The sequence below is a fragment of the Aeromonas sp. CD genome (assembly GCF_033349375.1).
Taxonomy (GTDB): domain Bacteria; phylum Pseudomonadota; class Gammaproteobacteria; order Enterobacterales; family Aeromonadaceae; genus Aeromonas; species Aeromonas hydrophila.
The window spans coordinates 1,059,745-1,082,797 of record NZ_CP137631.1 but is presented as its reverse complement, the minus strand read 5'-3'; the positions used below and the strand labels follow the sequence as shown (position 1 = coordinate 1,082,797).

The 23,053-nt window shown below is 64.4% G+C and carries 17 protein-coding genes and 1 riboswitch; of the genes, 11 read left to right on the top strand and 6 right to left on the bottom strand.

Annotation, left to right across the window (positions count from 1 at the left end):
- Positions 1–196 precede the first annotated feature (196 nt).
- The 9 genes from arnB to R2E40_RS04955 all read left to right on the top strand — a co-directional run bounded on the left by arnB (position 197) and on the right by R2E40_RS04955 (position 9,290).
- The gene (arnB, locus tag R2E40_RS04995) at positions 197–1,333 is read left to right on the top strand and encodes a UDP-4-amino-4-deoxy-L-arabinose aminotransferase (RefSeq protein ID WP_318164902.1); all 1,137 of its coding nucleotides are present in this window, start codon (positions 197–199) and stop codon (positions 1,331–1,333) included.
- Positions 1,334–1,339: 6 nt separating this feature from the next.
- Positions 1,340–2,320 carry an undecaprenyl-phosphate 4-deoxy-4-formamido-L-arabinose transferase gene (gene arnC / locus R2E40_RS04990; RefSeq protein WP_318164901.1) on the top strand — a complete coding sequence of 327 codons (981 nt, stop codon included), beginning with the start codon at positions 1,340–1,342 and terminating at the stop codon, positions 2,318–2,320.
- Positions 2,317–4,308 (top strand): bifunctional UDP-4-amino-4-deoxy-L-arabinose formyltransferase/UDP-glucuronic acid oxidase ArnA, encoded by a 1,992-nt coding sequence (gene arnA / locus R2E40_RS04985; protein WP_318164900.1) that lies wholly within the window; start codon positions 2,317–2,319, stop codon positions 4,306–4,308. The genes arnC and arnA overlap by 4 nt, the downstream gene beginning before the upstream one ends.
- Entirely contained in the window at positions 4,301–5,200 is a 900-nt protein-coding gene (gene arnD, locus R2E40_RS04980; RefSeq protein WP_318164899.1) for a 4-deoxy-4-formamido-L-arabinose-phosphoundecaprenol deformylase, read from the top strand. Before arnA ends, arnD begins: the two co-directional genes overlap by 8 nt.
- 69 nt (positions 5,201–5,269) lie before the next feature.
- A complete protein-coding gene (arnT, locus tag R2E40_RS04975; protein ID WP_318164898.1) occupies positions 5,270–6,913 on the top strand; it encodes a lipid IV(A) 4-amino-4-deoxy-L-arabinosyltransferase in 1,644 nt (547 codons plus the stop codon).
- A complete protein-coding gene (locus R2E40_RS04970; protein ID WP_024944371.1) occupies positions 6,913–7,257 on the top strand; it encodes an EamA family transporter in 345 nt (114 codons plus the stop codon). The genes arnT and R2E40_RS04970 overlap by 1 nt, the downstream gene beginning before the upstream one ends.
- Complete coding sequence (arnF, locus tag R2E40_RS04965; RefSeq protein WP_103828237.1) at positions 7,254–7,700, top strand: 4-amino-4-deoxy-L-arabinose-phosphoundecaprenol flippase subunit ArnF; 447 nt, start codon at positions 7,254–7,256, stop codon at positions 7,698–7,700. The genes R2E40_RS04970 and arnF overlap by 4 nt, the downstream gene beginning before the upstream one ends.
- 174 nt (positions 7,701–7,874) lie before the next feature.
- Positions 7,875–8,744 carry a phosphoribulokinase gene (locus R2E40_RS04960; protein ID WP_011704920.1) on the top strand — a complete coding sequence of 290 codons (870 nt, stop codon included), beginning with the start codon at positions 7,875–7,877 and terminating at the stop codon, positions 8,742–8,744.
- Between the two features lie 15 nt (positions 8,745–8,759).
- Complete coding sequence (locus tag R2E40_RS04955) at positions 8,760–9,290, top strand: DUF4136 domain-containing protein (RefSeq protein WP_318164897.1); 531 nt, start codon at positions 8,760–8,762, stop codon at positions 9,288–9,290.
- Positions 9,291–9,347: 57 nt separating this feature from the next.
- Here the strand turns inward: R2E40_RS04955 and R2E40_RS04950 are convergent, their stop codons facing one another.
- On the bottom strand, positions 9,348–9,644 hold the full coding sequence (locus R2E40_RS04950) for an MliC family protein (protein ID WP_011704918.1): 297 nt from the start codon (positions 9,642–9,644) through the stop codon (positions 9,348–9,350).
- A 49-nt stretch (positions 9,645–9,693) separates the two neighbouring features.
- Positions 9,694–10,098: an OsmC family protein gene (locus tag R2E40_RS04945; protein ID WP_043159607.1), complete on the bottom strand. Its 405-nt coding sequence runs from the start codon at positions 10,096–10,098 to the stop codon at positions 9,694–9,696.
- 312 nt (positions 10,099–10,410) lie between these two features.
- Between R2E40_RS04945 and crp the strand changes: the two genes are divergently transcribed.
- Positions 10,411–11,049, top strand: coding sequence for a cAMP-activated global transcriptional regulator CRP (gene crp / locus R2E40_RS04940; RefSeq protein WP_011704916.1), 639 nt, complete (start codon positions 10,411–10,413; stop codon positions 11,047–11,049).
- Positions 11,050–11,175: 126 nt separating this feature from the next.
- Complete coding sequence (locus tag R2E40_RS04935) at positions 11,176–11,976, top strand: putative RNA methyltransferase (protein WP_016349707.1); 801 nt, start codon at positions 11,176–11,178, stop codon at positions 11,974–11,976.
- 59 nt (positions 11,977–12,035) lie between these two features.
- On the opposite strand, the gene R2E40_RS04930 is transcribed toward R2E40_RS04935, so the two are convergent.
- The 4 genes from R2E40_RS04930 to R2E40_RS04915 all read right to left on the bottom strand — a co-directional run bounded on the left by R2E40_RS04930 (position 12,036) and on the right by R2E40_RS04915 (position 22,975).
- Complete coding sequence (locus tag R2E40_RS04930; protein WP_318164896.1) at positions 12,036–13,958, bottom strand: glycoside hydrolase family 19 protein; 1,923 nt, start codon at positions 13,956–13,958, stop codon at positions 12,036–12,038.
- 83 nt (positions 13,959–14,041) lie between these two features.
- The gene (locus tag R2E40_RS04925; RefSeq protein WP_318164895.1) at positions 14,042–16,420 is read right to left on the bottom strand and encodes a M66 family metalloprotease; all 2,379 of its coding nucleotides are present in this window, start codon (positions 16,418–16,420) and stop codon (positions 14,042–14,044) included.
- 72 nt (positions 16,421–16,492) lie between these two features.
- The gene (locus R2E40_RS04920) at positions 16,493–19,102 is read right to left on the bottom strand and encodes a glycosyl hydrolase family 18 protein (protein WP_045528121.1); all 2,610 of its coding nucleotides are present in this window, start codon (positions 19,100–19,102) and stop codon (positions 16,493–16,495) included.
- A 110-nt stretch (positions 19,103–19,212) separates the two neighbouring features.
- A riboswitch (cyclic di-GMP riboswitch) is annotated at positions 19,213–19,300 on the bottom strand.
- A gap of 174 nt (positions 19,301–19,474) precedes the next feature.
- A complete protein-coding gene (locus R2E40_RS04915; RefSeq protein ID WP_318164894.1) occupies positions 19,475–22,975 on the bottom strand; it encodes a PAS domain-containing hybrid sensor histidine kinase/response regulator in 3,501 nt (1,166 codons plus the stop codon).
- Positions 22,976–23,053: the final 78 nt, after the last annotated feature.

Sequence of the window (23,053 nt, the reverse complement as noted above, 5' to 3'; positions counted from 1 at the left end):
AAAATGTAATTTGGAAAAACAAGGGTTGGGGGGATTATAAATATTTATCACATTACCTAAGATGACCACACCAGTTAATTGTTACCAGCTGTTTCTGGACCATTGCAGGCCCGCTTTTATATCCGTATGTTGAGTAAAACAGTCTGGGGGAGCCCAACTTAATGGGCGCTGATTAATATTCTTCATTGGATCTCTTATGCAAGATTTTCTGCCATTTTCGAGGCCCGCCATCGGTGATGCCGAGATAAGTGCTGTCTGTGACGTATTGAAATCGGGCTGGATCACCACGGGCCCGAAGAATCATGAACTGGAACAACAATTCTGCGACACATTCGGCTGCCAGCACGCGGTCGCACTCTGCTCCGCTACCGCTGGCATGCACGTCACCCTGCTGGCGCTGGGCATAGGCCCGGGGGATGAGGTGATCACCCCCTCCCAGACCTGGGTCTCCACTATCAACATCATCACCCTGCTGGGGGCCGAGCCAGTCTTCGTCGACGTGGACCCGGATACCCTGATGACCAGCGCCGAGCTGATCGCGCCGCTCATCACCGCCAACACCAAAGCCATCATCCCGGTCCACTACGCCGGTGCCCCGGTCGATCTGGATCCGATCCTGGCGCTGGCCGGCCAGCACGGCATTGCGGTCATCGAGGATGCCGCCCACGCGGTCGGCACCCGCTACCGGGAGCGCTGGATTGGCGCCAGCGGTACCGCCATCTTCTCCTTCCATGCCATCAAGAACCTGACCTGCGCCGAAGGGGGCATGCTGGTGACCGACGACAAGGCATTGGCGGACAAGGTTCGGATGCTCAAATTCCACGGCCTGGGAGTGGATGCATTTGATCGCATGAGCCTGGGCCGCAAGCCGCAGGCGGAGGTGATCACCCCGGGCTTCAAATACAACCTGGCCGACATCAACGCCGCCATCGCCCTGGTGCAGCTGGCGCGCCTGCCCGAGCTCAACGCCAAGCGGGCCGAACTGGTGGCCCGCTACCAGGAGCGGCTGGCCGGCCTGCCGCTGGCGCAGCTCGCCGTGCCGGGCTACCCCCACCTGCACGCCTGGCACCTGTTCATGGTACGGGTCGACCCGGATCGCTGCGGGCTCGACCGGGATCAGCTGATGCAGGCACTACACGAGCGCGGCATCGGGACCGGTCTGCACTTTCGGGCAGCCCATACCCAGAAATACTACCGCGAACGCTACCCGACCCTCAGCCTGCCTCATACCGAGTGGAACTCGTCACGCCTGTGCACCCTGCCACTCTTCCCGGACATGACGCTGGCCGACGTCGACCGCGTGGTTGCGGCCCTTATCGACATATTGGAGTAATGCAACGTGAACAACACTGACATCAAGCTGGTTTCGGTGGTCATCCCCGTCTACAACGAGGAGGCCAGCCTGCCCGCGCTGCTGAGCCGGGTCACCGCCGCCTGCGATCAGCTGTCACAGGATTACGAGGTGATCCTGATCGATGACGGCAGCCACGACGGCTCCACTGAGCTCATCAGAGACGCCGCCGCCGGTGAGGGCAGCAAGCTGGTCGGGGTGCTGCTCAACCGCAACTACGGTCAGCACGCCGCCATCATGGCCGGCTTCGAGACCGCCAAGGGGGATCTGGTGATCACCCTGGATGCGGACCTGCAGAACCCGCCGGAGGAGATCCCCCGCCTGGTGGAAGCCGCCATGCAGGGCTACGACGTGGTGGGCACCATGCGCCGCAACCGCCAGGACTCCTGGTTTCGCAAGACCGCCTCCAAACTCATCAACAAGTCGGTGCAAAAGGCCACCGGTGTGCACATGAGCGACTACGGCTGCATGCTGCGTGCCTACCGCCGTCACATCATCGACGCCATGCTCTGCTGCCAGGAGCGCAGCACCTTCATCCCCATCCTGGCCAACAGCTTCGCCCGCCGCACCATAGAGCTGGAAGTGGGCCACGCCGAGCGGGCCCACGGCGAGTCCAAATACGGGCTGATGCACCTCATCAACCTGATGTATGACCTGATCACCTGCATGACCACCACCCCGCTGCGTCTGCTCAGCATCGTCGGCAGCGTGGTGGCGGGCATCGGCTTTACCTTCTCCATCCTGCTGATCCTGATGCGCCTCATCCTGGGCGCCGACTGGGCCGCCGATGGCGTCTTCACCCTCTTTGCCATTCTCTTCACCTTTGTCGGCGTGCAGCTGCTGGGTATGGGGCTGCTGGGAGAATACATAGGCCGCATGTACACCGACGTGCGCGCCCGTCCCCGCTACTTCATCCACCAGATCGTGCGCAGCGCCACCACCCCTTCGCAACAGGAAGCTGAACAATGAAAGTCGTCGTCTTTGCTTATCACGATATCGGTTGCACCGGCATCGAGGCCCTGCTCGAGGCAGGCTACGAGATCCAGGCCGTCTTCACCCACGCCGATGATCCGGGCGAGAACCGCTTCTTCGGCTCGGTCGCCCAGCTCTGCGCCGAGCACAACCTGCCGGTCTACTCCCCCGAGGACGTGAACCACCCGCTCTGGATTGAACGCATTCGCGAGCTGGCGCCCCAGGCCTTCTTCTCCTTCTACTACCGCAACATGCTCAAGCAGGCGATCCTCGACATCCCGACCGTCGGCGCCTTCAACCTGCACGGCTCCCTGCTACCCGCCTACCGCGGTCGCGCGCCCATCAACTGGTGCCTGGTCAACGGCGAGGCCGAGACCGGCATCACCCTGCATCAGATGACCGCCAAGCCTGATGCCGGCGCCATCGTCGCCCAGCAGGCGGTGACCATTGCCGACGACGACACAGCGCTGACCCTGCACGGCAAGGTGCGCCTCGCCGCCCGGGCACTGCTGGAGCAGGAGCTGCCCAAGCTGCGCGCCGGCGACATCCGACTCACCCCGCAGGATGAGAGCAAGGCCAGCTACTATGGCCGCCGCACCCCGGCCGATGGCGAACTGCACTGGCACCGCCCGGCCCGCGAACTGCACAACCTAGTGCGCGCCGTCACCCAGCCCTACCCGGGCGCCTTCAGCTTCGCCGGTGATCGCAAGCTGACGGTGTGGAAGAGCCACTGGCTGGCCCAGCAGAGCGACAAGCAGCCGGGCACCATCCTGAGCCAGGAGCCGCTGCGCATCGCCTGCGGTGAAGGGGTGCTGGAGATCGTGGCCGGTCAGGCCGAAGGCGGACTCTATGTGCGCGGCGCCCAGCTGGCCCGCGAACTGGGGCTGGTCGAAGGGATGAAGATCGGTGCCAAGGCGAGCAATGCCCTGCGCAAGGCGCGGCTGACCCGGGTGCTGATCCTCGGCGTCAACGGCTTCATCGGCAACCACCTGACCGAACGCCTGCTCCAGGATGGCGGCTACGAGGTGTATGGCCTCGACATCGGCTCCAGCGCGGTGGACCGCTTCATCGGTCACCCCAACTTCCACTTCGTGGAAGGAGACATCAGCATCCACACCGAGTGGATCGAGTATCACATCAAGAAGTGCGACGTGATCCTGCCGCTGGTGGCCATCGCCACCCCCATCGAGTACACCCGCAACCCGCTGCGCGTGTTCGAGCTCGACTTCGAGGAAAACCTCAAGATCGTCCGCTACTGCGTGAAATACCACAAACGCATCATCTTCCCCTCCACCTCCGAGGTGTACGGGATGTGCGACGATCACAGCTTCGATGAAGACAGCTCCCGCCTCATCGTCGGCCCCATCAACAAGCAGCGCTGGATCTACTCTGTCTCCAAGCAGCTGCTGGATCGGGTCATCTGGGCCTACGGCAAGAAAGAGGGGCTCAACTTCACACTGTTCCGCCCCTTCAACTGGATGGGGCCGCGTCTGGACAGCCTGGACTCCGCCCGCATCGGCAGCTCCCGCGCCATCACCCAGCTGATCCTCAACCTGGTGGACGGCACCCCGATCCAGCTGGTGGACGGCGGCGCCCAGAAGCGCTGCTTCACCGACATCGAGGACGGCATCGAGGCCCTGTTCCGCATCATCGAGAACAAGGAAAACCGCTGCGACGGCCAGATCATCAACATCGGCAACCCGGACAACGAGGCCAGCATCCAGCAGATGGCCGAGATCCTGCTCGCCAAGTTCGAGGCTCACCCGCTGCGCGACCAGTTCCCGCCGTTTGCCGGCTTCAAGCTGGTGGAGAGCAAATCCTTCTACGGCGACGGCTATCAGGACGTCTCCCACCGCCGGCCGAGCATCGCCAATGCCCGCCGCCTGCTGGGCTGGGAACCGACCATCGAGATGGAAGAGACCATCGGCAACACCCTGGACTTCTTCCTGCAAGGGGCGGTCACGACGGGAGTCGAGCATGACTGAGGTAGGTCTGCGGATCGACGTCGATACCTTCAGGGGGACCCGTGACGGGGTGCCCCGCCTGCTGCAACTGCTCGACAAGCATCAGGTCAAAGGGAGCTTCTTCTTCTCGGTCGGACCGGACAACATGGGGCGCCACTTGTGGCGCCTGCTAAAACCCCGCTTTCTGCTCAAGATGCTGCGCTCCAACGCAGCATCCCTCTATGGGCTGGACATATTGCTGGCCGGCACCGCCTGGCCCGGCAAGTCCATCGGCAAGCAGCTCGGCTCCCTGATGCGCGACACCGACAGCGCCCGTCACGAGGTAGGGCTGCACGCCTGGGATCACCACAGCTGGCAGGCCAACACCGGCCGCTGGGACGAAGCCGAGCTCACTCGTCAGACCCGGCTCGGGGTGGATGCGCTCAACCAGATCCTGGGGCGCGAAGTGGATTGCTCCGCCGCCGCCGGCTGGCGGGCCGACCCGCTCACTACCCAGGCCAAGGAGCAGTTCGGCTTTCGCTACAACAGCGACTGTCGCGGCAGCGGCCTGTTTCGGCCCCTGCTGCAGGATGGCCGCCCCGGCACCCCGCAGATCCCGGTCAACCTGCCCACCTTCGACGAGGTGGTGGGCCATCAGGTCACGGTCGACGGTTTCAACCGTTTCCTGCTGGAGCAGCTGGCGACCCCGCCGGCGCAGGGCCCCCACGTCTACACCATCCACGCCGAAGTGGAAGGGATCGTGATGGCGGATCAGTTCGATGCCCTGCTCGGCGAAGCCAGGGCGCGCGGCATCCGCTTCGTGCCGCTCGGGGATCTGTTACCATCCGACCCGACCACGCTGCCGAGCGGCCGGCTGGTCCGCGGCACCCTACCCGGACGGGAGGGCTGGCTCGGCTGCAAGGCCGAGGCCTGAGATGAATGACGCCACCTCGGGTGGCAGGACTAACCATCGCGCTAATCACACCATGCAACAGAGGATGTCATGACGTTGACCAAGTGGGCCCTGCCCCTGTTCTTTCTCTTCTTTTACCTGCTGCCGCTCGACCAGCGGCCGCTCTGGAGCCCGGACGAAAACCGCTACGCCGAGATCAGCCGGGAGATGGTGAGCACCGGAGACTGGGTCGTGCCCCACTTCCTGGGCTTGCGCTACTTCGAGAAACCCATCGCCGGCTACTGGTTCAACAGCATCAGCCAGCAGCTGTTCGGTGACACCAACTTCGCCGTGCGCTTCGCCTCGGCCGCCGCCACCGGCCTCAGCGCCCTGCTGATCTGCTGGTTTGCCCTGCAGCTCTGGCAGTGCCGGCGCAAGGCTTTCCTGACCGGGCTCATCTATCTGTCGCTGCTGATCGTCTACGGCATCGGCACCTACAGCGTGCTGGACGCCATGGTGACACTCTGGCTCAACGCCGCCATGGTGAGCTTCTACATCATCCGCAAAGAGGGCTCCCTTGGCAGCCGGATCGGCGGTTATCTGCTGTTCGGCCTAGCCTGCGGCATGGGCTTTCTCACCAAAGGCTTCATCGCCCTGGCGGTGCCCGTGGTGGTCATCGTGCCCTACGTCATCTATCAGCGCCGCCTGCTCGAGCTGGTGCGCTTCGGGCCGCTGGCCATCCTGAGCGCGGTCCTGCTGGCCGCCCCCTGGGCCATCGCCGTGCACCTGCGCGAACCGGACTACTGGCACTACTTCTTCTGGGTTGAACACATCCAGCGCTTCGCCGCCGACAACGCCCAGCACAAGGCGCCGTTCTGGTACTACCTGCCCATGGGGCTGCTCGGCACCCTGCCCTGGCTCGGACTGTTGCCAGGCGCCCTGCGCAAAGGCTGGCAGGAGCGCAAGATGAGCCCGGAAACCCTCTACCTGCTGGCCTGGGTGATCCTGCCCCTGCTGTTCTTCAGCATTGCCAAGGGCAAGCTGCTCACCTACATCCTGCCCTGCTTCGCCCCGCTGGCCATGCTGATGGCCGCCAGCGCCGTCGACCTGCTCAAGGAGGGGAAAGAGCGGGCCTTGCGGGTCAATGCCTGGCTGAACGGCCTGTTCGGCCTCATCTGCCTGGTGGTGCTGGCCGTGCTGGCGTTCGCCCCCAGCCACGCCGTCTATGGCGAGGAGGATCACGGTGCGCTAGCGGTGGCCATGGTCATCTTCGCCGGCTGGAGTCTGCTCGGCTTCATCCAGTTGAAGGAGGTCAGCCGCCGCTGGACCCTGAGCGCGCTCTGCCCCATGGTGCTGGCCATCGGCCTGCCCTGGGCGCTGCCGCAATCGCTGATCGACTCCAAGCTGCCGGAGCGCTTCATCGAGGCCAATCAGGCCGTGCTGATGAAGTCAGGGACTCTGCTGGCCAACGACGTCGGACTGGCCTCCTCCCTCGCCTGGGAAACCCGGCGCAGCGAGATCAACCTGTTCGACAGCAAGGGCGAGGTGCATTACGGCCTCGGCTACCCGGATGCAGCAGGGCGCTACGTGGCCCGCGCCGACTTCCCGGCCTGGCTGGCACAGGCACGTAAAAATGGTCAGGTGGCCCTGCTGATGAAGACCGATCGCGACGGCAACACCGGGCCCGTGCCCCCCGCCGACGAGACCATCGTCAGCCACCGGCTGACCCTGCTCATCTACCACGGAGCCCAGTGATGGACATCCTGCTGCTGTTGCTGGTGTGCCTGCTGACCTGCAGCGGCCAGATGCTGCAAAAGCAGGCGGTCGTCAGCTGGCAGCGCCGGCCCTGCAACCACTGGCAGAAGCTGCGCTCACCCTGGCTCATCGCCAGCGTGGCGGCGCTCGGCTGTGGCATGCTGCTCTGGATCTACCTGCTGCAGCGACTGCCGCTCAGCATGGCCTACCCCATGCTCAGCATCAATCTGGTGCTGGTGCTGGTCGGTTCCAGGCTGTTCTTTCACGAGCAGATCAGCTACCACAACTGGCTGGGGGTGGGGGCCATCATAGTGGGCGCCCTGCTGCTGGGAGGCTTGCTATGAGCGATGACCATCCGCAGGCGGGCCAACGACCGGCCAGCCCAGCAAGAGCGGCGCTGAAGGGGTATCTCTACGTGCTCGGCAGCATCTTGCTGGTGACGGCGGCCCAGCTCGGCATGAAGTGGGGGGTGATCCAGCTGCCGACCTGGCAGATGGATCTCGCCGTGATGCTGGCCCATCCACTGCCGCTGCTGGTGATCCTGGCCGGGGTGGGCTGCTACGCCCTGTCGCTGCTCTGCTGGCTGGCGGCGCTGCACTCCACCCCGCTCAACATCGCCTACCCCCTGCTCAGCACCAGCTATGCGCTGGTCTACCTGCTGGCGGTCAACATCCCGCTCTTCGCCGAGCCGCTGGAGCCCGGCAAGGCGCTCGGGGTGCTGTTCATCCTGCTGGGGGCCGTGCTGGTGGGGATCAAGCCTGCGGCCGGCACCAAGCAAGCCGGCTAGTTTTTCTCTTATTGATCGCAAGAGCTGCCACGGCGGCCCTTTTTTGCGTCTGCCGCCGATGCAGGCACGCTGGCACGCCCGCGAAGCAGTTGCGCGGTGGTACTGTCAGGTCGCACACTTGACCGCACTCGGAACATGCCTTTATAACGGAACTCCCAAGGAAGAGAGAATTCTATGTCGGCAAAGCATCCCATCATTGCGGTTACCGGTTCGTCCGGAGCCGGCACCTCCACCTCCACCAACGCCTTTCGCTCCATGTTTCATCAGCTCGGTTATCAGGCGGCCGTGGTGGAAGGGGACAGTTTTCATCGCTACACCCGCCCGGAAATGGACGTGGCGATCCGCAAGGCGCGCGAACAGGGGCGCCACATCAGCTATTTCGGCCCCGAGGCCAACGACTTCGGCCTGCTGGAGAGCTTCTTTCAGGAGTACGGCCAGAACGGCAGCGGTCAGTATCGCCGCTACCTGCACAGCTTCGACGAGGCGGTGCCCTTCAACCAGATGCCGGGCACCTTCACCCCCTGGCAGAACCTGCCGAGCGACACCGACCTGCTGTTCTACGAAGGGCTGCACGGCGGCGTGGTCACCGATGAGCACAACGTGGCCCGCCACGTGGACTTCCTCATCGGGGTGGTGCCCATCGTCAACCTGGAGTGGATCCAGAAGCTCATTCGCGATACCTCGGAGCGCGGCCATTCCCGCGAGGCGGTCACCGACTCCATCGTCCGCTCCATGGACGACTACATCAACTTCATCACCCCCCAGTTCTCCCGCACCCACATCAACTTCCAGCGGGTGCCGACGGTGGATACCTCCAACCCCTTCAGCGCCAAGGTGATCCCGAGTCTGGACGAGAGTATGCTGGTGATACGGTTTCGCGGCATCAAGCAGGTGGATTTCCCCTACCTGCTGTCGATGATCGACGGATCCTTCATGTCACGGATGAACACCATCGTAGTGCCGGGCGGCAAGATGGGCTTCGCGATGGAGCTGATCCTGCGCCCGTTGATCCAGCAACTGATTGAAACCGGCAAGATCACCTGAGCCAAGGAGCTGATGATGCGGTTAGCGTTTATCTCTGTGGGATTGGCCGCCCTGCTGGGTGGCTGCAGCAGCGGCCCGGCCGCGCCGACCCTGGAAGCGGGCACCATGGTGGTGCGCCCGGCGGCCAGCTGGCCATTCGGGGCGACGCCGCGCTATGCGCTGGCCGAGCAGTTCCAGTATGCCGGCGACAGCGCCGAGGGGTGGCTGGAGCCGGTGCAACAGGCGGTCAATCAGGAGCTGGGGCGCAAGGGGTGGCAAAGCGTGCCCCTCGACGAGGCCGATGTGTGGGTCGCCATCGGGGTGGCCGGCAGCAAGGATCTGAGCGATGGCGAGATCTTCACCCGCCTCGGCATGACCCCTGGGTGGCAGGCCAAGGCCGATGCCCGCAAGGGCACCCTGGCCATCGTGCTGCTCGACCGGCGCACCCAGCAGGCGGTGTGGAGCAGCGCCATCTCCCTGGCCAGCGACGTGGCCATCGCCGAAGGGGAGCGTCAGCAACTGAGCCAGCAACTGGCCGCCAAGATGCTCAACGCCCTGCCGCACTGACCCCCAATATGCAAAACGGCCTGCATTGAGCAGGCCGTTACCATCACACCATGACGATCACTTGCGCTGGCAAGTCAGCAGGGTTACCCCTTTCTGGCTGAGGATGGCCTGCTTCTCCTGATTCCAGAAGGTGGTCACACCGTCGGAATACTTGGCACCGGACTCCGCCTCGACCCGGCCCAGCTTGTGATAGACCCCGGCATAGGGGAACTGCACCATGTCGGCCTGGGCATCATAGGTCACGGCCAGCAACTCCTCACCGCACTGATACTGGCTGTACTGGTACTGGGTCGGTTGCGGCATGCTGCAGGCTGCCAGCCCCAGCAGGGGGAGTAACGCTATCATCTTTTTCATTGCACTTTCCTTATGTCATGGTGTTATTCGATCGGAAGAGCCACTGCTATCAGGCTTCAAGAATTTGATAACTATGGGTAATTTCTACCGCTTTTTCCAACATCAGGGAAACTGAACAATATTTTTCCATCGACAGATCCACCGCGCGGGCCACCTGCTTTTCGGCCAGCTCCTTGCCGGTCACCACGAAGTGGAGGTGGATCTTCTCGAATACCCGCGGCACAGAGTCAGCCCGCTCTCCGGCCAGCTCCACATGGCAGGCGGTCACGGATTGACGCGCTTTCTCCAGGATGGAGACCACGTCGATCGAGCTGCAACCGCCCACCGCCAGCAGGATCATCTCCATCGGGCTGGCACCTTCGCCGGGGTTGGCACCGTCCAGGATCACCTTGTGACCGGACTCACTCTCGCCCACAAACTGCATGCCTTCCACCCAGCTGACCTTGGCTTTCATTTCACATTTCCTCTTGATGACGACAGATCTGACTGACATAGCATACCGCAGACGACGCGACAGCGGCACATATCCGCCATTTTCACGAACTTCCTGACTAACTAGATCAAAATCAACATCTGATGCCCCCATCTTCCCTACAATGGCGAACGGAACGCAGCAGGGGTTGCCAAGGGGAGCTGGCAAAAGCCCTCAAAGCCTTGTCAGCACAGACAAAGGCTCTTATCCTACTGCGACTAATACAAGGAATGGCAAGGTTGGCAGCTTGCCCGGACGCACGAGTCCATAAAAAGACACTACAGAGGAATTCTCATGGTCATTGGCAAACCGCAAAGCGATCCCACCCTGGAATGGTTCTTGTCGCACTGCCACATTCATAAGTATCCCGCCAAGAGCACCCTGATCCACGCGGGTGAGAAAGCGGAAACCCTCTACTACATCGTCAAGGGCACTGTGGCCGTCTTGATCAAGGACGATGAAGGCAAGGAGATGATCCTCTCCTATCTGAACCAGGGCGACTTCCTGGGCGAGATGGGGATGTTCGAGGAGAGCGAAAACCCGGAGCGTTCCGCCTGGGTGCGTGCCAAAGGTTCCTGTGAAGTGGCCGAGATCTCCTACAAGAAGTTCCGCCAGCTGATCCAGGTCAACCCGGAAATCCTGATGCGCCTCTCCGGCCAGATGGCGGCCCGCCTGCAGCACACCAGCCAGAAAGTCGGCAACCTCGCCTTCCTGGACGTGACCGGCCGGATCGCCCAGACCCTGCTGAACCTGGCCAAGCAGCCGGACGCCATGACCCACCCGGATGGCATGCAGATCAAGATCACCCGTCAGGAGATAGGCCAGATCGTTGGCTGCTCCCGTGAAACCGTCGGCCGGATCCTCAAGATGCTCGAAGAGCAGGAGCTGATCTCCGCCCACGGCAAGACCATAGTGGTGTTCGGCACTCGCTGATCCCCGCGACTGGCGGCCCCGCACTGGGTCGCCGGATAAAAAAGGCTGCCACGGCAGCCTTTTCTGATCGTCTCCCCTATAATCCCGAACGCCCCTGCCGTCATGGCCTTCGCCAAGAGAAATCCTATGCACCTGCAATGCCCTATCTGTCGCAGCCCGCTGCAACTTCATGAAGCCTCCCGCGGGGTCTACTGCGCCAACAAGCACCACTTCGATCCCGCGCCGGAAGGCTATCTGGATCTCATCCCCGGCAAGAAGAACCCCAAGGACAGCGACAGCCGCGCCCTGATGCGCGCCAAACGCCACTTCCTCGAGCAGGGCCACCAGCTGCCGCTGGTCGAGGCGATGGCCAGCCTGCTTGCCCCCCTCGAACCGCGCGAGCTGATCCACCTGGGCTGCGGCGAGGGTTACTACTGCCGGACCCTGGCCGAGCGCCTGCCGGGCTGGCAATTTGCCGGCGTCGACATCGCCAAGAACACCATCTTCGCCGCCAACAAGGCGCAGCCGGACGCTCAGTTCGTCATCGCCGATCCGGCCCGCGCCCCCATCCTGCCGGGCACGGCCCAGTTGCTGCTGGTCAACGATCTCAAGGTCAAGACCGAGCAGCTGGTCAGCTGGCTGGCACCGGGCGGCTACCTGCTCTACCTGCAACCCGGCCCCCGCCACCAGTGGCAGCTGAGGGTCAGCCTCAACCCGGTCAGCATGGAGCACCCGCTGAGCTGGCCGAGCCTGGCCGGCCTCAACCCCATGGGTCAGCTGCGCTGCCAGTTCAGCATGCAGATGGACCAGGGTCTGCGCAGCTTCATTCTGGAGACCAGCCGCCTCGGCTGGCGCGCCAGCGGCGAGCAGCGCCACGCCTTCAGCCACCAGGGACCGGACGAGCTGGAGCAGGATCTGCTGCTGAGCCTGTGGCAAAAGCCGCTGTGAGCGCACTCACCCCATGAAAAAAGGCCCTGACGGGCCTTTTTTATTGCGCGGATATGTCGTTACAGCTTGATCCAGGCATCGCTCCAGGCCGTGCCCTTGCCGGGCTCATAGGCCCAGGCCGCGCCGGCACACCAGCCGCTGTAGGGATGGGGCTTGCACTGGTAATTGCCACCCAGGTTGCTCACCTTGTCACCGGCCTGGTAGGCGGTGCCCTCCTTGTAGGGCGGGTTGCCATCCGGCGGCGTGGTGCCGCCACTGCCCTTGATCAGGATCTCGTGGGTGGCGCTGCGGCTCAGCCCCTTGTCGTCAGTCACCTTGAGCACGAAACCGTAGCGGGTGTCGCTGGTCGGGGTCGGCGGCAGGATGGCGCTCAGGGTGGACTGCGTCAGATCCGAGGCGCTGGCCCCGGCAGGCAGGGTCCAGGCGTAGCTGAGGGGCTTGCCTTCCGGATCGCTCGAGCCCTGGCCGGAGAGCAGCACGGTGGCGCCGCCCAGCGCCTCGCTCGGGCCGCTGATGCTGGCCACCGGCGGCAGGTTGGTGCCGCCTCCGTTGTCCTCGATCACCACCTCGGGGAAGAAGTGCTGCACGCAGCGGCTGTAGTCACGCTCCTTGAACGCGCTGAAGCGGGTCTGGTAGCCCACCAGCTTGCAGGCGTAGCTCTTGCCACCGTTGGGGTTGCCCGGCACATAGCTCCAGTCGTTCTCCCAGTAGATGGGCAGGGCACCGGCGCCGGCCTCGTCAAAGACCTTCATGTTCTTGCAACCGAGCACCTCGTCGGCAGGCACCGGCACGCCCAGATACTGGGCCTGGGCCTGGTAGTAGGTGATCCGGTTCTGGGACTGGGCATGCTCGGCTGCACCGCCGCACTCCACCCCGCCGTTGATGATCTGGGTGGTCACCCCGAAGCCCGGCACCAGGCCGTTCTGCCGGTCGTGAGCGTTGGGCTGCCAGGTGCCGTCGATCACGTGCAGCATGGAGGGCTTGGGCGGCTGCGGATAGACGAAGAAGAACACGGCGCTGGCGAGGTTGAGCCAGGTGTCCGCCACTTTCTCCGGGTTGTCCAGCAGGGTGCGCACTGTGCCGAACATGGCCTCGGAGAAGGGGCCGTAGTTGTAGTTGTACGACAGCTGCTTGGCACCGCGACCGAAGTAGCTCTTGAACTCGCCGTTGTCGAACTTGCCGCACGGCCACTGCTGACCCTGCCACACATCCGGCCGGCACTCGGCGTTGTAGCCGCCGCGCATCTGCTCGGTCCAGCCCATCTCCCGCACCCACACCAGGCCCTGACGCCACTCGGGCTCGGGGCGCCAGCTCTCGTGGCCACCGGTCTCCTGGGCGAAGTGGGCGAACATGGTGGCCAGCGACTTGCGGCAGATGGCCTCGGCGTTGCGCCCGTCGCTGTAGTCACCGCAGAAGGCCGGGAACTTGGCCACCGCCTGCAGGAAACCGCGATAGGTGTACTCCGGTGCCCGCAGCGGGAACAGGAAGTTGAACTGCGACTCGCTGAGCAGCCCTTCCACCCGTTTGACGTTGGCGGGGTTGAGCGGCAAACCGGGGGCCACCGCCTCGACCACGGCATTGTCGCGGGTGGCGATGGAGGCCTTGACCGCCGTCATGGCCGGGAAGTCGGTGAGCGCATGCTCCCTGGCATCCAGCTCGCTCTGGCTCAGGTAGACGGTGCTGCCGTCAGCGGCGCCGCTGCCTCCCTGCGCGGGCGGGGCTATGCCCTCCCCGTCACCGGGTGGCGTCGCTTCACCCGCCCCCAGCAGGGCCCACGGAGAATCCCACTCGTTGGCGACCTGCACGCCCGGGCTCTGGCCCGGATTGGCATACCATTTGGCCTCGTAGATCTGGCCGTTGAAACTGACCTGGCTGCCGCCGCCATAGCCCTGATTGATGTCATAGGCGCTGGCGGCCCACAGCTGACCGCTCAGACAGAGCCCGGCCAGCAGGGTGGCCACAGAGGACTTTCTTGTCATCATATTTACCTCTTGCTTGATGAAAGGCGGGGCTTGGCCCCCGCCAGTGGCACCTCGCATTGCGCGAGGAGAAAGGAGAAAAGCACTCAGCGCGCCGCCAGCGGCATGCCGTTGACCGCGTAGCCAAGCCCGGCCGGGGCCGGAGCAAGCTGGGCCTCGGCCTGTGACTGGCTGCGGCACAGCACGCTGGCGCTGCGCGGTTCACTCGCACTCGGCACGTTGATGTGGAACTTGTTCATCACGCTGGCGCTCAGCCGGTGATTGGCCAGCTTGAAGCGCAGCAGGCCGTCGCGGGTCTCCACCTGCAGCTGGCAGTCACTGTTGCCGAGCCGCTCGCCGTCATCGCCATAGGCAAAGCCGTAGGCGCCGTGCAGGGCCGGATAGAGGTAGCTCGGCAACTGACCCTGCGGGTCGTAGTAACCGACCAGGGTGGTCACCGGCACGCCGAAGGCGGCGGGCTTGCGATCAGCCGCCAGATCCGTCGGCGCCCCCTCGTTCCAGCGGCTACCGTCGGAGCGGTAGCTCTTCTTGAAGCCGCGCGAGACGGTGATCTGCTGGCCGTTGATGAAGAGGGTGCTGTTGTAGCCGGCGTTGTGGTCGATGCTGACGATGCGGCCGCGATTGACCGCCGAGGCGGTCGGCAGCTGGATGTTGCGGGTCCAGTTGCCATCCCACATGGCCACCTTGACCAGATCGTACTCGGCCAGCAGGGCGGCCAGCTTGACCTCTCCCAGATCGCTCACCGGCGCGGTGATCTGCTCGGCGAGATCGACCCGGTGGCGGTAGGGCTCCATCCTGGCCTGGCTTTCGTTCCACTTGCTGAAGCCGGTGGGGGATGCTGAGTCGAACACCGCCTTGCTCTCGAGGAAGCGCTGGATGATGGCGGCCGAGTTGGGGGTGTAGAGGGTGAAGCGGTTGAAGCCGGAGAGCGGCTCGCCGCCGGCCATGGCATCGAAGCCGAACTTGCGGCCGTCAAACGGCGCCTGGCACTGGCCGTCGAGGCAGGTGCTCTGGCCGCTGCGGCTCGCAAAGAAGTTGGGGATGAAGCGGTTCTTGTCGCCATCCCAGCCCCAGGTGGCATTGATCTGATCGGCGCTGCGGTGCACCGAGCCGGCAAAGCCGCCCACGTAGTGGCCGAGACCGTAGTTGTGGCCCACCTCGTGGCTGAACTCGTTGCCCAGAGAATCGTCGAGCGTGACGATGCCGCCCCCGCCGGAGCCGCCGTGCACCTGCACCCCGTTGGCGTACTTGCCACGGCTGTTGTGGGCCACCAGCTGGGCCACCACGTAGGGATGGCTGTTCTCCCCCTCCCCGGCGGTGCTGTTGATGCCGTAGTTGGCATTGTCGATACCAAGGGAGATGAGCTCCTTGCCGATGCGCTGGCGCATGGTGCCGGTGTGCCAGCCCCCCTCGCTCGGATCAAAGTCGGTGAGCAGGGTGCCATCCGGCAGCATCACTTCCGGCAGCGGCAGCGGCGCATACTGGCTGACGATGAGCCGGCTGGCGGGAATGGTCTGGAAGTACTCCCGCTGGGCCTCTTTATCCCTGGCAAAGGCGAACTGGTCGCGCGGGCTGGTCAGCATGCCGATGTCGATGGTGTGAATGAGCAGCTCCCCCGGCGCCCCCACCTTGAGGTCGGTCAGCTCGCCGCTCAGATCCCCCTGGCTCAGGCGCAGGGTGAGGCCGGGCATGATCCACTCGGCCGGCAGCACGGCGCTCCAGGCGTCGCTGGCATAGGTGATGCCGTTGTTTTCCAGCTCACCATCGCGGATCCACTGGCCGCGCACGAACTTGAACTGCTGGCTCTGGCCACGGGAGAGGGTCACCTGACGGCCGCTGAAATAGACGGTGGAGTTGTAGCCGGCATTGGAGGCGAGGCGCACCATCTTGCCCTCCAGGCTCGCGTCGCGCGGCAGGTGGATGTCGCGCACCCAGCGGCCATCGGCGGTCTGGATGGCGACTAGAGCATGGGGCTGCAACTTGCCGAGCAGGAAGGTGCCGCTCGGATCGCTCAGCCTGGCCAGCTCGCTGCTGCTGTTGATGACGGCACTGGTGCCGGGGCCCGGGGTGAAGTCGACCCCCTCCTCCGGCGTTCCTTCCAGGTAGTAGGCGGTCTTGGGCAGGCGGGAGGGGGGATCCAGCATGAGGCTGCCAAGCAGCTTGCCGGCGCCGTCGCGGGCCTCGAGAGCCAGCGGCACCTGGTTGCCGGCCTGCAGCGGGCGCACCAGCAGCAGGCTCTTGCGCAGGGCGGTGAGGCGGGGCTGGTTGTCCCCCTCCCGCGGGTGGGCGGGCAGGATCTGGCTCTGGGCAAACTGGACGCCGGCCAGCAGCGCCCCCTGCAGATCGTTCTGCGGCCGGGTGGCGTCAAAGACCAGCGGGGTGGGTGGCTGAACGGCGGCCAGCAGCGGGCCACTTGCCAGGGCTGCGCCGATCAGGCAGGCAAGACGTGTGGTGCATGTGGTCATGGTGGTGCTCTTTGTTGTTATGGGGAAAAAAGGGGGCATGCCTAGCATGCCCCGATGGGTTGTACGGTGAGGTTATTTGCAGCTGGCGGCGCCGATGTCCTGCCAGACGTCGTGCTTGCCCGGCTCGTTGCCGCGGGTCCAGTACTGGGCCTTCCACTGGCGACCGTTGTGGGTGGTCACGTCACCGGCGTTGTAGGCGACGCCGGCATCCCAGCCCAGCTGCACCTGGCTTATCAGCTTCCACTGATCGGCGGTGCGGCTAGGTTCATTGCCCTGGGTCCAGTACTTGGCCTGCCACACCAGCTGGTTGTGGCTCACCTTCTCGCCACCGTTGTAGGTGGTCGAGGCCTTCCAGGCCGGCCAGTTGGCGGCATCCGGATCGGTGGCGTTGCAGTCGCCGCCACCGCTGACCGGGGTCACGGTGAGGCGGGTCTTGCCTTGGGCATCCAGGGCGCCGTCGGTCACGGTGACGGTGAGGTCATAACCGGTCTCCACGGTGACGCTGGGGCCCGTCACCACCAGGGTCTTGCTGTTCTGACCGCTGGCGGTGAGTCCGGCCGGCACGCTCCACTGATAGCTCAGGGTGTCGCCGTTGGGGTCGGTGGCGCTGGCGGTGATGCTCACCTGCTTGCCAGCCTGCACCGAGACCTTGTCCTGCACCGTGACGACCGGCGGCAGGTTGGGTTGTGGCGCCTTGTTGGTCACCACCACCTGATCCTTGGCGCTGAGGTTGTGGTCATCGGTCACGGTCAGCTCGAACACCAGATTGACGTCCTGGCTCACCGCATCGACGCTCACCTTGGCCTTGGCCTGGGTGGCATCGCTCAGGGTCGCCTTGGGACCGGAGATCTGGGCCCAGCTGTAGCTCAGCACCGCCCCTTCCGGATCGCGGGAAGAGGAACCGTCCAGCACCAGCTGGGCCGGTCCGGTCACCGCGAGATCGGTGCCGGCGTTGGCCACCGGCGGCTTGTTGACCGGCGGTGTGCTATCGCCGTGGCCCAGCCCCTCGTGCATGGCGTTGAGAATGTCGCCGTTGTCGGCGTCGATTTCCCAGGCGAACATGCCGCCGAGCTGGTTGGCCAGCACGTACTGCCCCTTGGCCTTGACCGAGCGCTCGTCATCGAAGGTGATGAGCTCGCCGGTGGAAGCCTTGAACACGGACGGAGCCTCGGCCACTTCGTCATAGCTGTACTGCCAGTCGCCAGCCATCTTGCCCTTGGCGATGCCGCGGTAGTCGATGACCCCCTTCTCCCAGATCCCTTCCGCTTCGGTTCCCGCAATCGGGCCGGTGGCGGTGCCGGTGAAGGGGTTGTTGCCCTGATACCCGCTGACGCCGGTCCAGCCACGACCATACATGGCGGCACCCACCACCACCTTGCCCGGCTCGACGCCCTGACCCAGCAGCGCCTTGACCCCCTTGTCGGTGGTGTACTTGGTGTTGGGATCCCAGCTCGACTCGTAGAGCGCGGTCTGGTGACCCAGCCCGGTGTTGGTCCAGGCGCCGTTGAAGTCGTAGCTCATCAGGAAGATGTGATTCATGTATTGCTGGGCGGCGCGATAGTCCACCTTGGCAATCTTGTCACCGCCGGCGCTGATGGCGGAGGTGAGCTCATAGGTGCGGCCCGTCTCTGCGCTCAGCTCGTCGAGCATGGCGCGCAGCTCCTTCATCAGCAGCACGTAGGTCTCGCCATCGGAGGGGCTGCCGAGGTTGGGATTGGCCCCGAGACCACCCGGGAATTCCCAGTCGATGTCCACCCCGTCGAAGAATTTCCAGGTCTGCAGATACTCCTTCACCGAGGCGACGAAGGTGTCGCGCTTGGTCTTGTCACCGAAGAAGAAGAAGGGATCGGAGAGGGTCCAGCCACCGATGGAGGGGAGGATCTTCAGGTCAGGATAGGCCTTCTTGAGCGCCATCAGGTTGCCGAAGTTGCCCTTGTAGGGTTCGTCATAGGCGGTGAGATTGCCCTGCCCCATCTGGATGGCGGCCCAGGGATCGTGGATGGAGACCTTGAAGTCCTCACGGCCGGCACAGGAGCGCTGCAGCGCCTCGAAGCTGCCGGAGATCTCTTTCAGGCTGTCGTTGATGCCGTTGCCACCGCAGATCGGGGTGAAGCCGTAGAGGATGTGGGTCAGGTTCTGGGCCGGGATCTTGTCCACGGTGAACTTGCGACCATAGACCCCCCACTCCACGTAGTAGGCACCCATCACCTTGCCGGTCTTGTTGACGTAGGGCTTGTTGTTCTCCTTGAGCGGCGCCTTGAGCGGCAGCAGATGGCTGCCGTCGGTGTCGGCCACCAGGATCTCTTTCTTGTCGGAGAGGGTGCAGCCGTCGGCGTTGCACAGGGCCACCTGCATCTGGTAGCGGCCCCCCTTGGTGACCTTGAAGTTGGCGGTGCCGGAGGCGGACGCGGCGCCGGACCACACCTCCTTGCCGTCGAGCAGTACCTTGGCGGTCTGGCCGACATCACCGGACCAGAGGTTCCAGCTCACGCTGACCGGCGCGCCATCGGCGTGCACCTTGACCAGCTTGTTGTAGGAGGTGGCGGCTTGATCCACTTCGACGATGGCGAACTTGGTTTCGCCCCAGCCGATGGTGGGTTTGCCGGGGGCGGCAGCGAAGGCGGAGGAGGCACACAGACCCCCGACCAACAACGCCAGTACGGAGGGTTTTGGACTTAACATAGTTGAATATCCTTATTTCGTTCTTGGAATAGATAACGAAAAAGGCAACGCAACCTGACAGGTAACGCAGACAACATCGCACCATGGCTTGGCCCATGGACGAAACAACCTGTGGTGGCCCCGCTATCTTAGGTACTGCTGACCCTTAGACCGGAAGCTTTGCGTCCCGGACTTTCATCCGGTTTGCCTTTTGCACAACTTGATTTGCGACAAAAATAATCGCGACCTGACTATAAGGGAGTCAAAGGAGGGAGGGCAAACCCCCGAGCGGTTATTAATAAACCACTTTTTATCGAAAATGAGCCTCAAACGAGAAGAAAAGGCACTTTTTTGTGTCAGAAAGTGCCGATCTTGCTGGCTGGGGGCCGTCGATTAAAATTCGGACGAATTCCCGGTTTCGTGATCATCATCAAGTTTGGCCGGCCGCAAGATGCTGTTCATCAGCGCCCGCAGCTTGAGCGGCTTGACCGGTTTGCTGATGTAGCCGTAGCCGTGTTCGCGGATCTGCGCCTGCAGCTCGCTCTTGCGATCCGCACTGATGATGATGCCGCCGATGTGGTTGCCGTGGGCCAGGCGCAGCATGTGCAGCGCCTGCAGCCCGGTCTTGCCGTCGTCCAGATGGTAATCGGAGAGCACCAGCTGCGGCAGGAAGCCGCCGGCGATGAGATCCTCCGCCTGGGCCAGGCTCTGGGCACACACCACCTCGCAGCCCCAGCGTCCCAGCAGGGAGTGCATGGCGATCAGGATGTCGCTCTCGTTGTCGATGCAGAGCACCCGGATCCCCTCCAGCTGGCTGTCGCGCTGGGTGGGGGCCGCCACCTGCGTCGTTGCGACAGGACGGGTCGCCAGGTTGAGGGTGATGGCAAACACCGAGCCCGCCCCCGGCCAGCTGCGCAGGGTCAGGTTGTGGCCGAGCACCAGGGCGATGCCGCGAGCGATGGCAAGGCCGAGCCCCAGCCCCTGCTCTCGCGCGGTGCGGGAGTGATCGAGGCGGGAGAACTCGTCGAAGATCGCCTCCTGCTTGTCGGCCGGAATGCCGGGGCCGTTGTCCCACACCTCGATGCGCACCTTGTCGCCGAGCCGGCGGCAGCCGAGCAGCACCCGGCCGCCCGGGTTGTAGCGAAAGGCGTTGGTGAGGAAGTTTTGCAGCACCCGCCGCAGCAGGCGCACGTCGCTGTAGACCGCCACACCGCTCTCCACCACCGAGAACTGGATCCCCCCCGCCTGCGCCAGCACGCCGAACTCCGCCTTGAGGTTGTCGAACACGTCACGCAGGGCGAAATCCAGTTTCTTGGCCTTGAACTTGCCCGCTTCGAGGCGCGAGATGTCGAGCAGATCGGTGATGAGATCCTCGGTCGCCCCCAGCGCGTCGTCGATGTGGCGGGCAATGCGGGCCGGCTCGTCCGCCGGTGGCAGCATCTCCAGCAGGGAGGAGGTAAACAGCTTGGCGGCGTTGAGCGGCTGGGTCAGATCGTGGCTCACCGCCGCCAGGAAGCGGCTCTTGGAGTGGTTGGCCCGCTCCACCTGCTGGTTCACCAGCAGCAACTGGCGGTTGAGCTCGGAGAGCTCGTGGGTGCGCTCGGCCACCCGCGCCTCCAGGTGTTCGTTGGCCTCCCGCAGCACCCGCTCGGCGTCGCGAAACGGGGTGATGTCGGTAAAGGTCATCACGAAGCCGCCCGCCGGCATGGGGTTGCCCTGCATCTCGATCACCCGGCCATCGGGACGCTCACGCGCCGAGATGTGCTGGCTGCCGCGCTGCATGAAGGCGACCCGCCGCGCCACGTGGGCCTCGACATCGCCCGGGCCGCACAGCCCCTGTTCGGCGTTGTAGCGGATGATCTCCTCGATGGGACGACCCACCTGGATGAGACCGGGCGGATAGTGGAACAGCTCGATGTAACGCCGGTTCCAGGCCACCAGCTTGAGTTCCCGATCCACCACCGAGATCCCCTGCCCCATGTGTTCGATGGCCCCCTGCAGCAGGCCACGGTTGAAGCGAAACACGTCGGAGGCCTCGTCCACTATGGTGGCGATCTCTTCGAGCTGCATGTTGCGCCCCTGCAGGGCCGAGGCCAGCACCAGGCGGGCGGACGAGGTGCCGAACACCCCGGCCAGCAGCCGCTCGGTGTGGGCAATCAGCTCGGCGGAGGCCTGCATCTGGGGCGCCAGGGTGCCACCCCGCTCGCCGGCGAAGCGGCCGAAGGCGCGCTTGACCCGACTCGAGCCGACGAAGCGGGCCGCCAGCATCTCCAGCTCCTTGACCGAGACCCGCGCCTGATAGAGCGCCGTGGTGTCGCGGCTCGGCTTGCCGACGAAGTTGGCCGCCTGCAGCCGCTCGCTCACCGCCGCCTGCGACAACAGGGAGCCCGCCACGTAGCCGACGAGGTTGAGCAACAGGCTCAGGAAGATGCACCAGGCCCCCAGGCTGAGATCCCGAAACGCCGGCCAGTCCGGCGGCGCCAGCAGGGCCGCCAGCGGCGAGCCGGCCAGCAGGCCGCTCTCCGCCAGCAAGGTGGCGAACCAGAGGCTCACCCCGAGGGCGAGGCCGAGGTAGACCCCCTTGCGGTTGCCATGCCGCCAGTAGAGGCCGAGCAGCAGCGCCGGCGCGAACTGGGCCACCGCGCCGAACGACAGGTATCCGATGCGCGACAGGCTGGTGAGATCCCCGAGCCAGAGGTAGAGCCCCCAGGCCGCCAGCAGGATCAGCAGGATGGCGCCGCGGCGCACCTGCAGCAGCAGGCGCACCAGCCGCTCGTCCCGCCCCTGCTGCCAGAAGCGGCGCAGCAGCACCGGCAGCACCAGATCGTTGCTGACCATGATGGCCAGCGCTATGGTGCAGACGATCACCATGCCGGTGGCCGCCGAGGTGCCGCCAAGAAACGCCAGCAGCGCCATGCCGTCGAAACCGAGCGACATGGGCAGGCTGATCACATAGGTATCCGAGGCCATGCCGGCCCCCACCCACTGCTTGCCCGCCAGCGCCAGCGGCCAGATGAACAGCCCCATCACGAACAAGTAGAGCGGAAACAGCCAGCGCGCCCAGTGCAGATCCTGGCCCTGGTTGTTCTCCACCACGGTCACGTGAAACTGGCGCGGCAGGCAGATGACGGCGCACATGGCGACCAGGGTGTAGATGGCGAGCTCCAGCAGGCTGCCCGGCGTCACCGCCACCACCGCATCGAGAAAGTCGCTGGCCACCAGGGTGCGGGCCTGGCTCGGCTTACTGAGGATAAGCCAGAGCGCAAAGCCCCCCACAGCCATGAAGGCGAGCAGCTTGACCACGGATTCGAAGGCGATCGCCACCACCATGCCGCGGTGGTGCTCGGTGGCGTCCAGATGGCGGGTGCCAAACAGGATGCTGAACAGCGCCAGCAGCAGGGCCACTCCGAGGGCCAGCCCGGCGGTATTGCCGGTGGGGCCGGCAGGCGCAGAGTTGGCCATCAGCAGATCCAGCCCGGTAACGATGGCTTTCAGCTGCAACACCAGGTACGGCAGTATGCCCATGATGGCGATCAGCGCGATCACCATGGCCAGACGCTGGGACTTGCCGTAACGGGCGGCTATGAAGTCGGCGATGGAGGTGATGTGCTCGCGCTTGGCCACCAGGATGAGGCGGGCCAGCAAGCGCCAGCCGAACAGGAACACCAGCATGGGGCCCAGATAGATGGGCACCGGTGACCAGGGCGACTCGCTGGCCTGGCCCACTGTGCCGAAGAAGGTCCAGGAGGTGCAGTAGACCGCCAGCGACAGGCTGTAGAGCAGGGGCTGCCCCTTTAAACGGCGACGTTTGTTCTTGTCCGCCACGTAGGCGATCAGAAACAGCAGCCCCAGATAGGAGAGCGACAATCCGATCAGCAACCATCCCTGGTGCATCTGTAACCTCTTGTCCGTGTTGAAGATTCAAGCGCAGCAGCAGCCAGTCTAGAGAGCCGCCCGAAAAATGTCATCTTC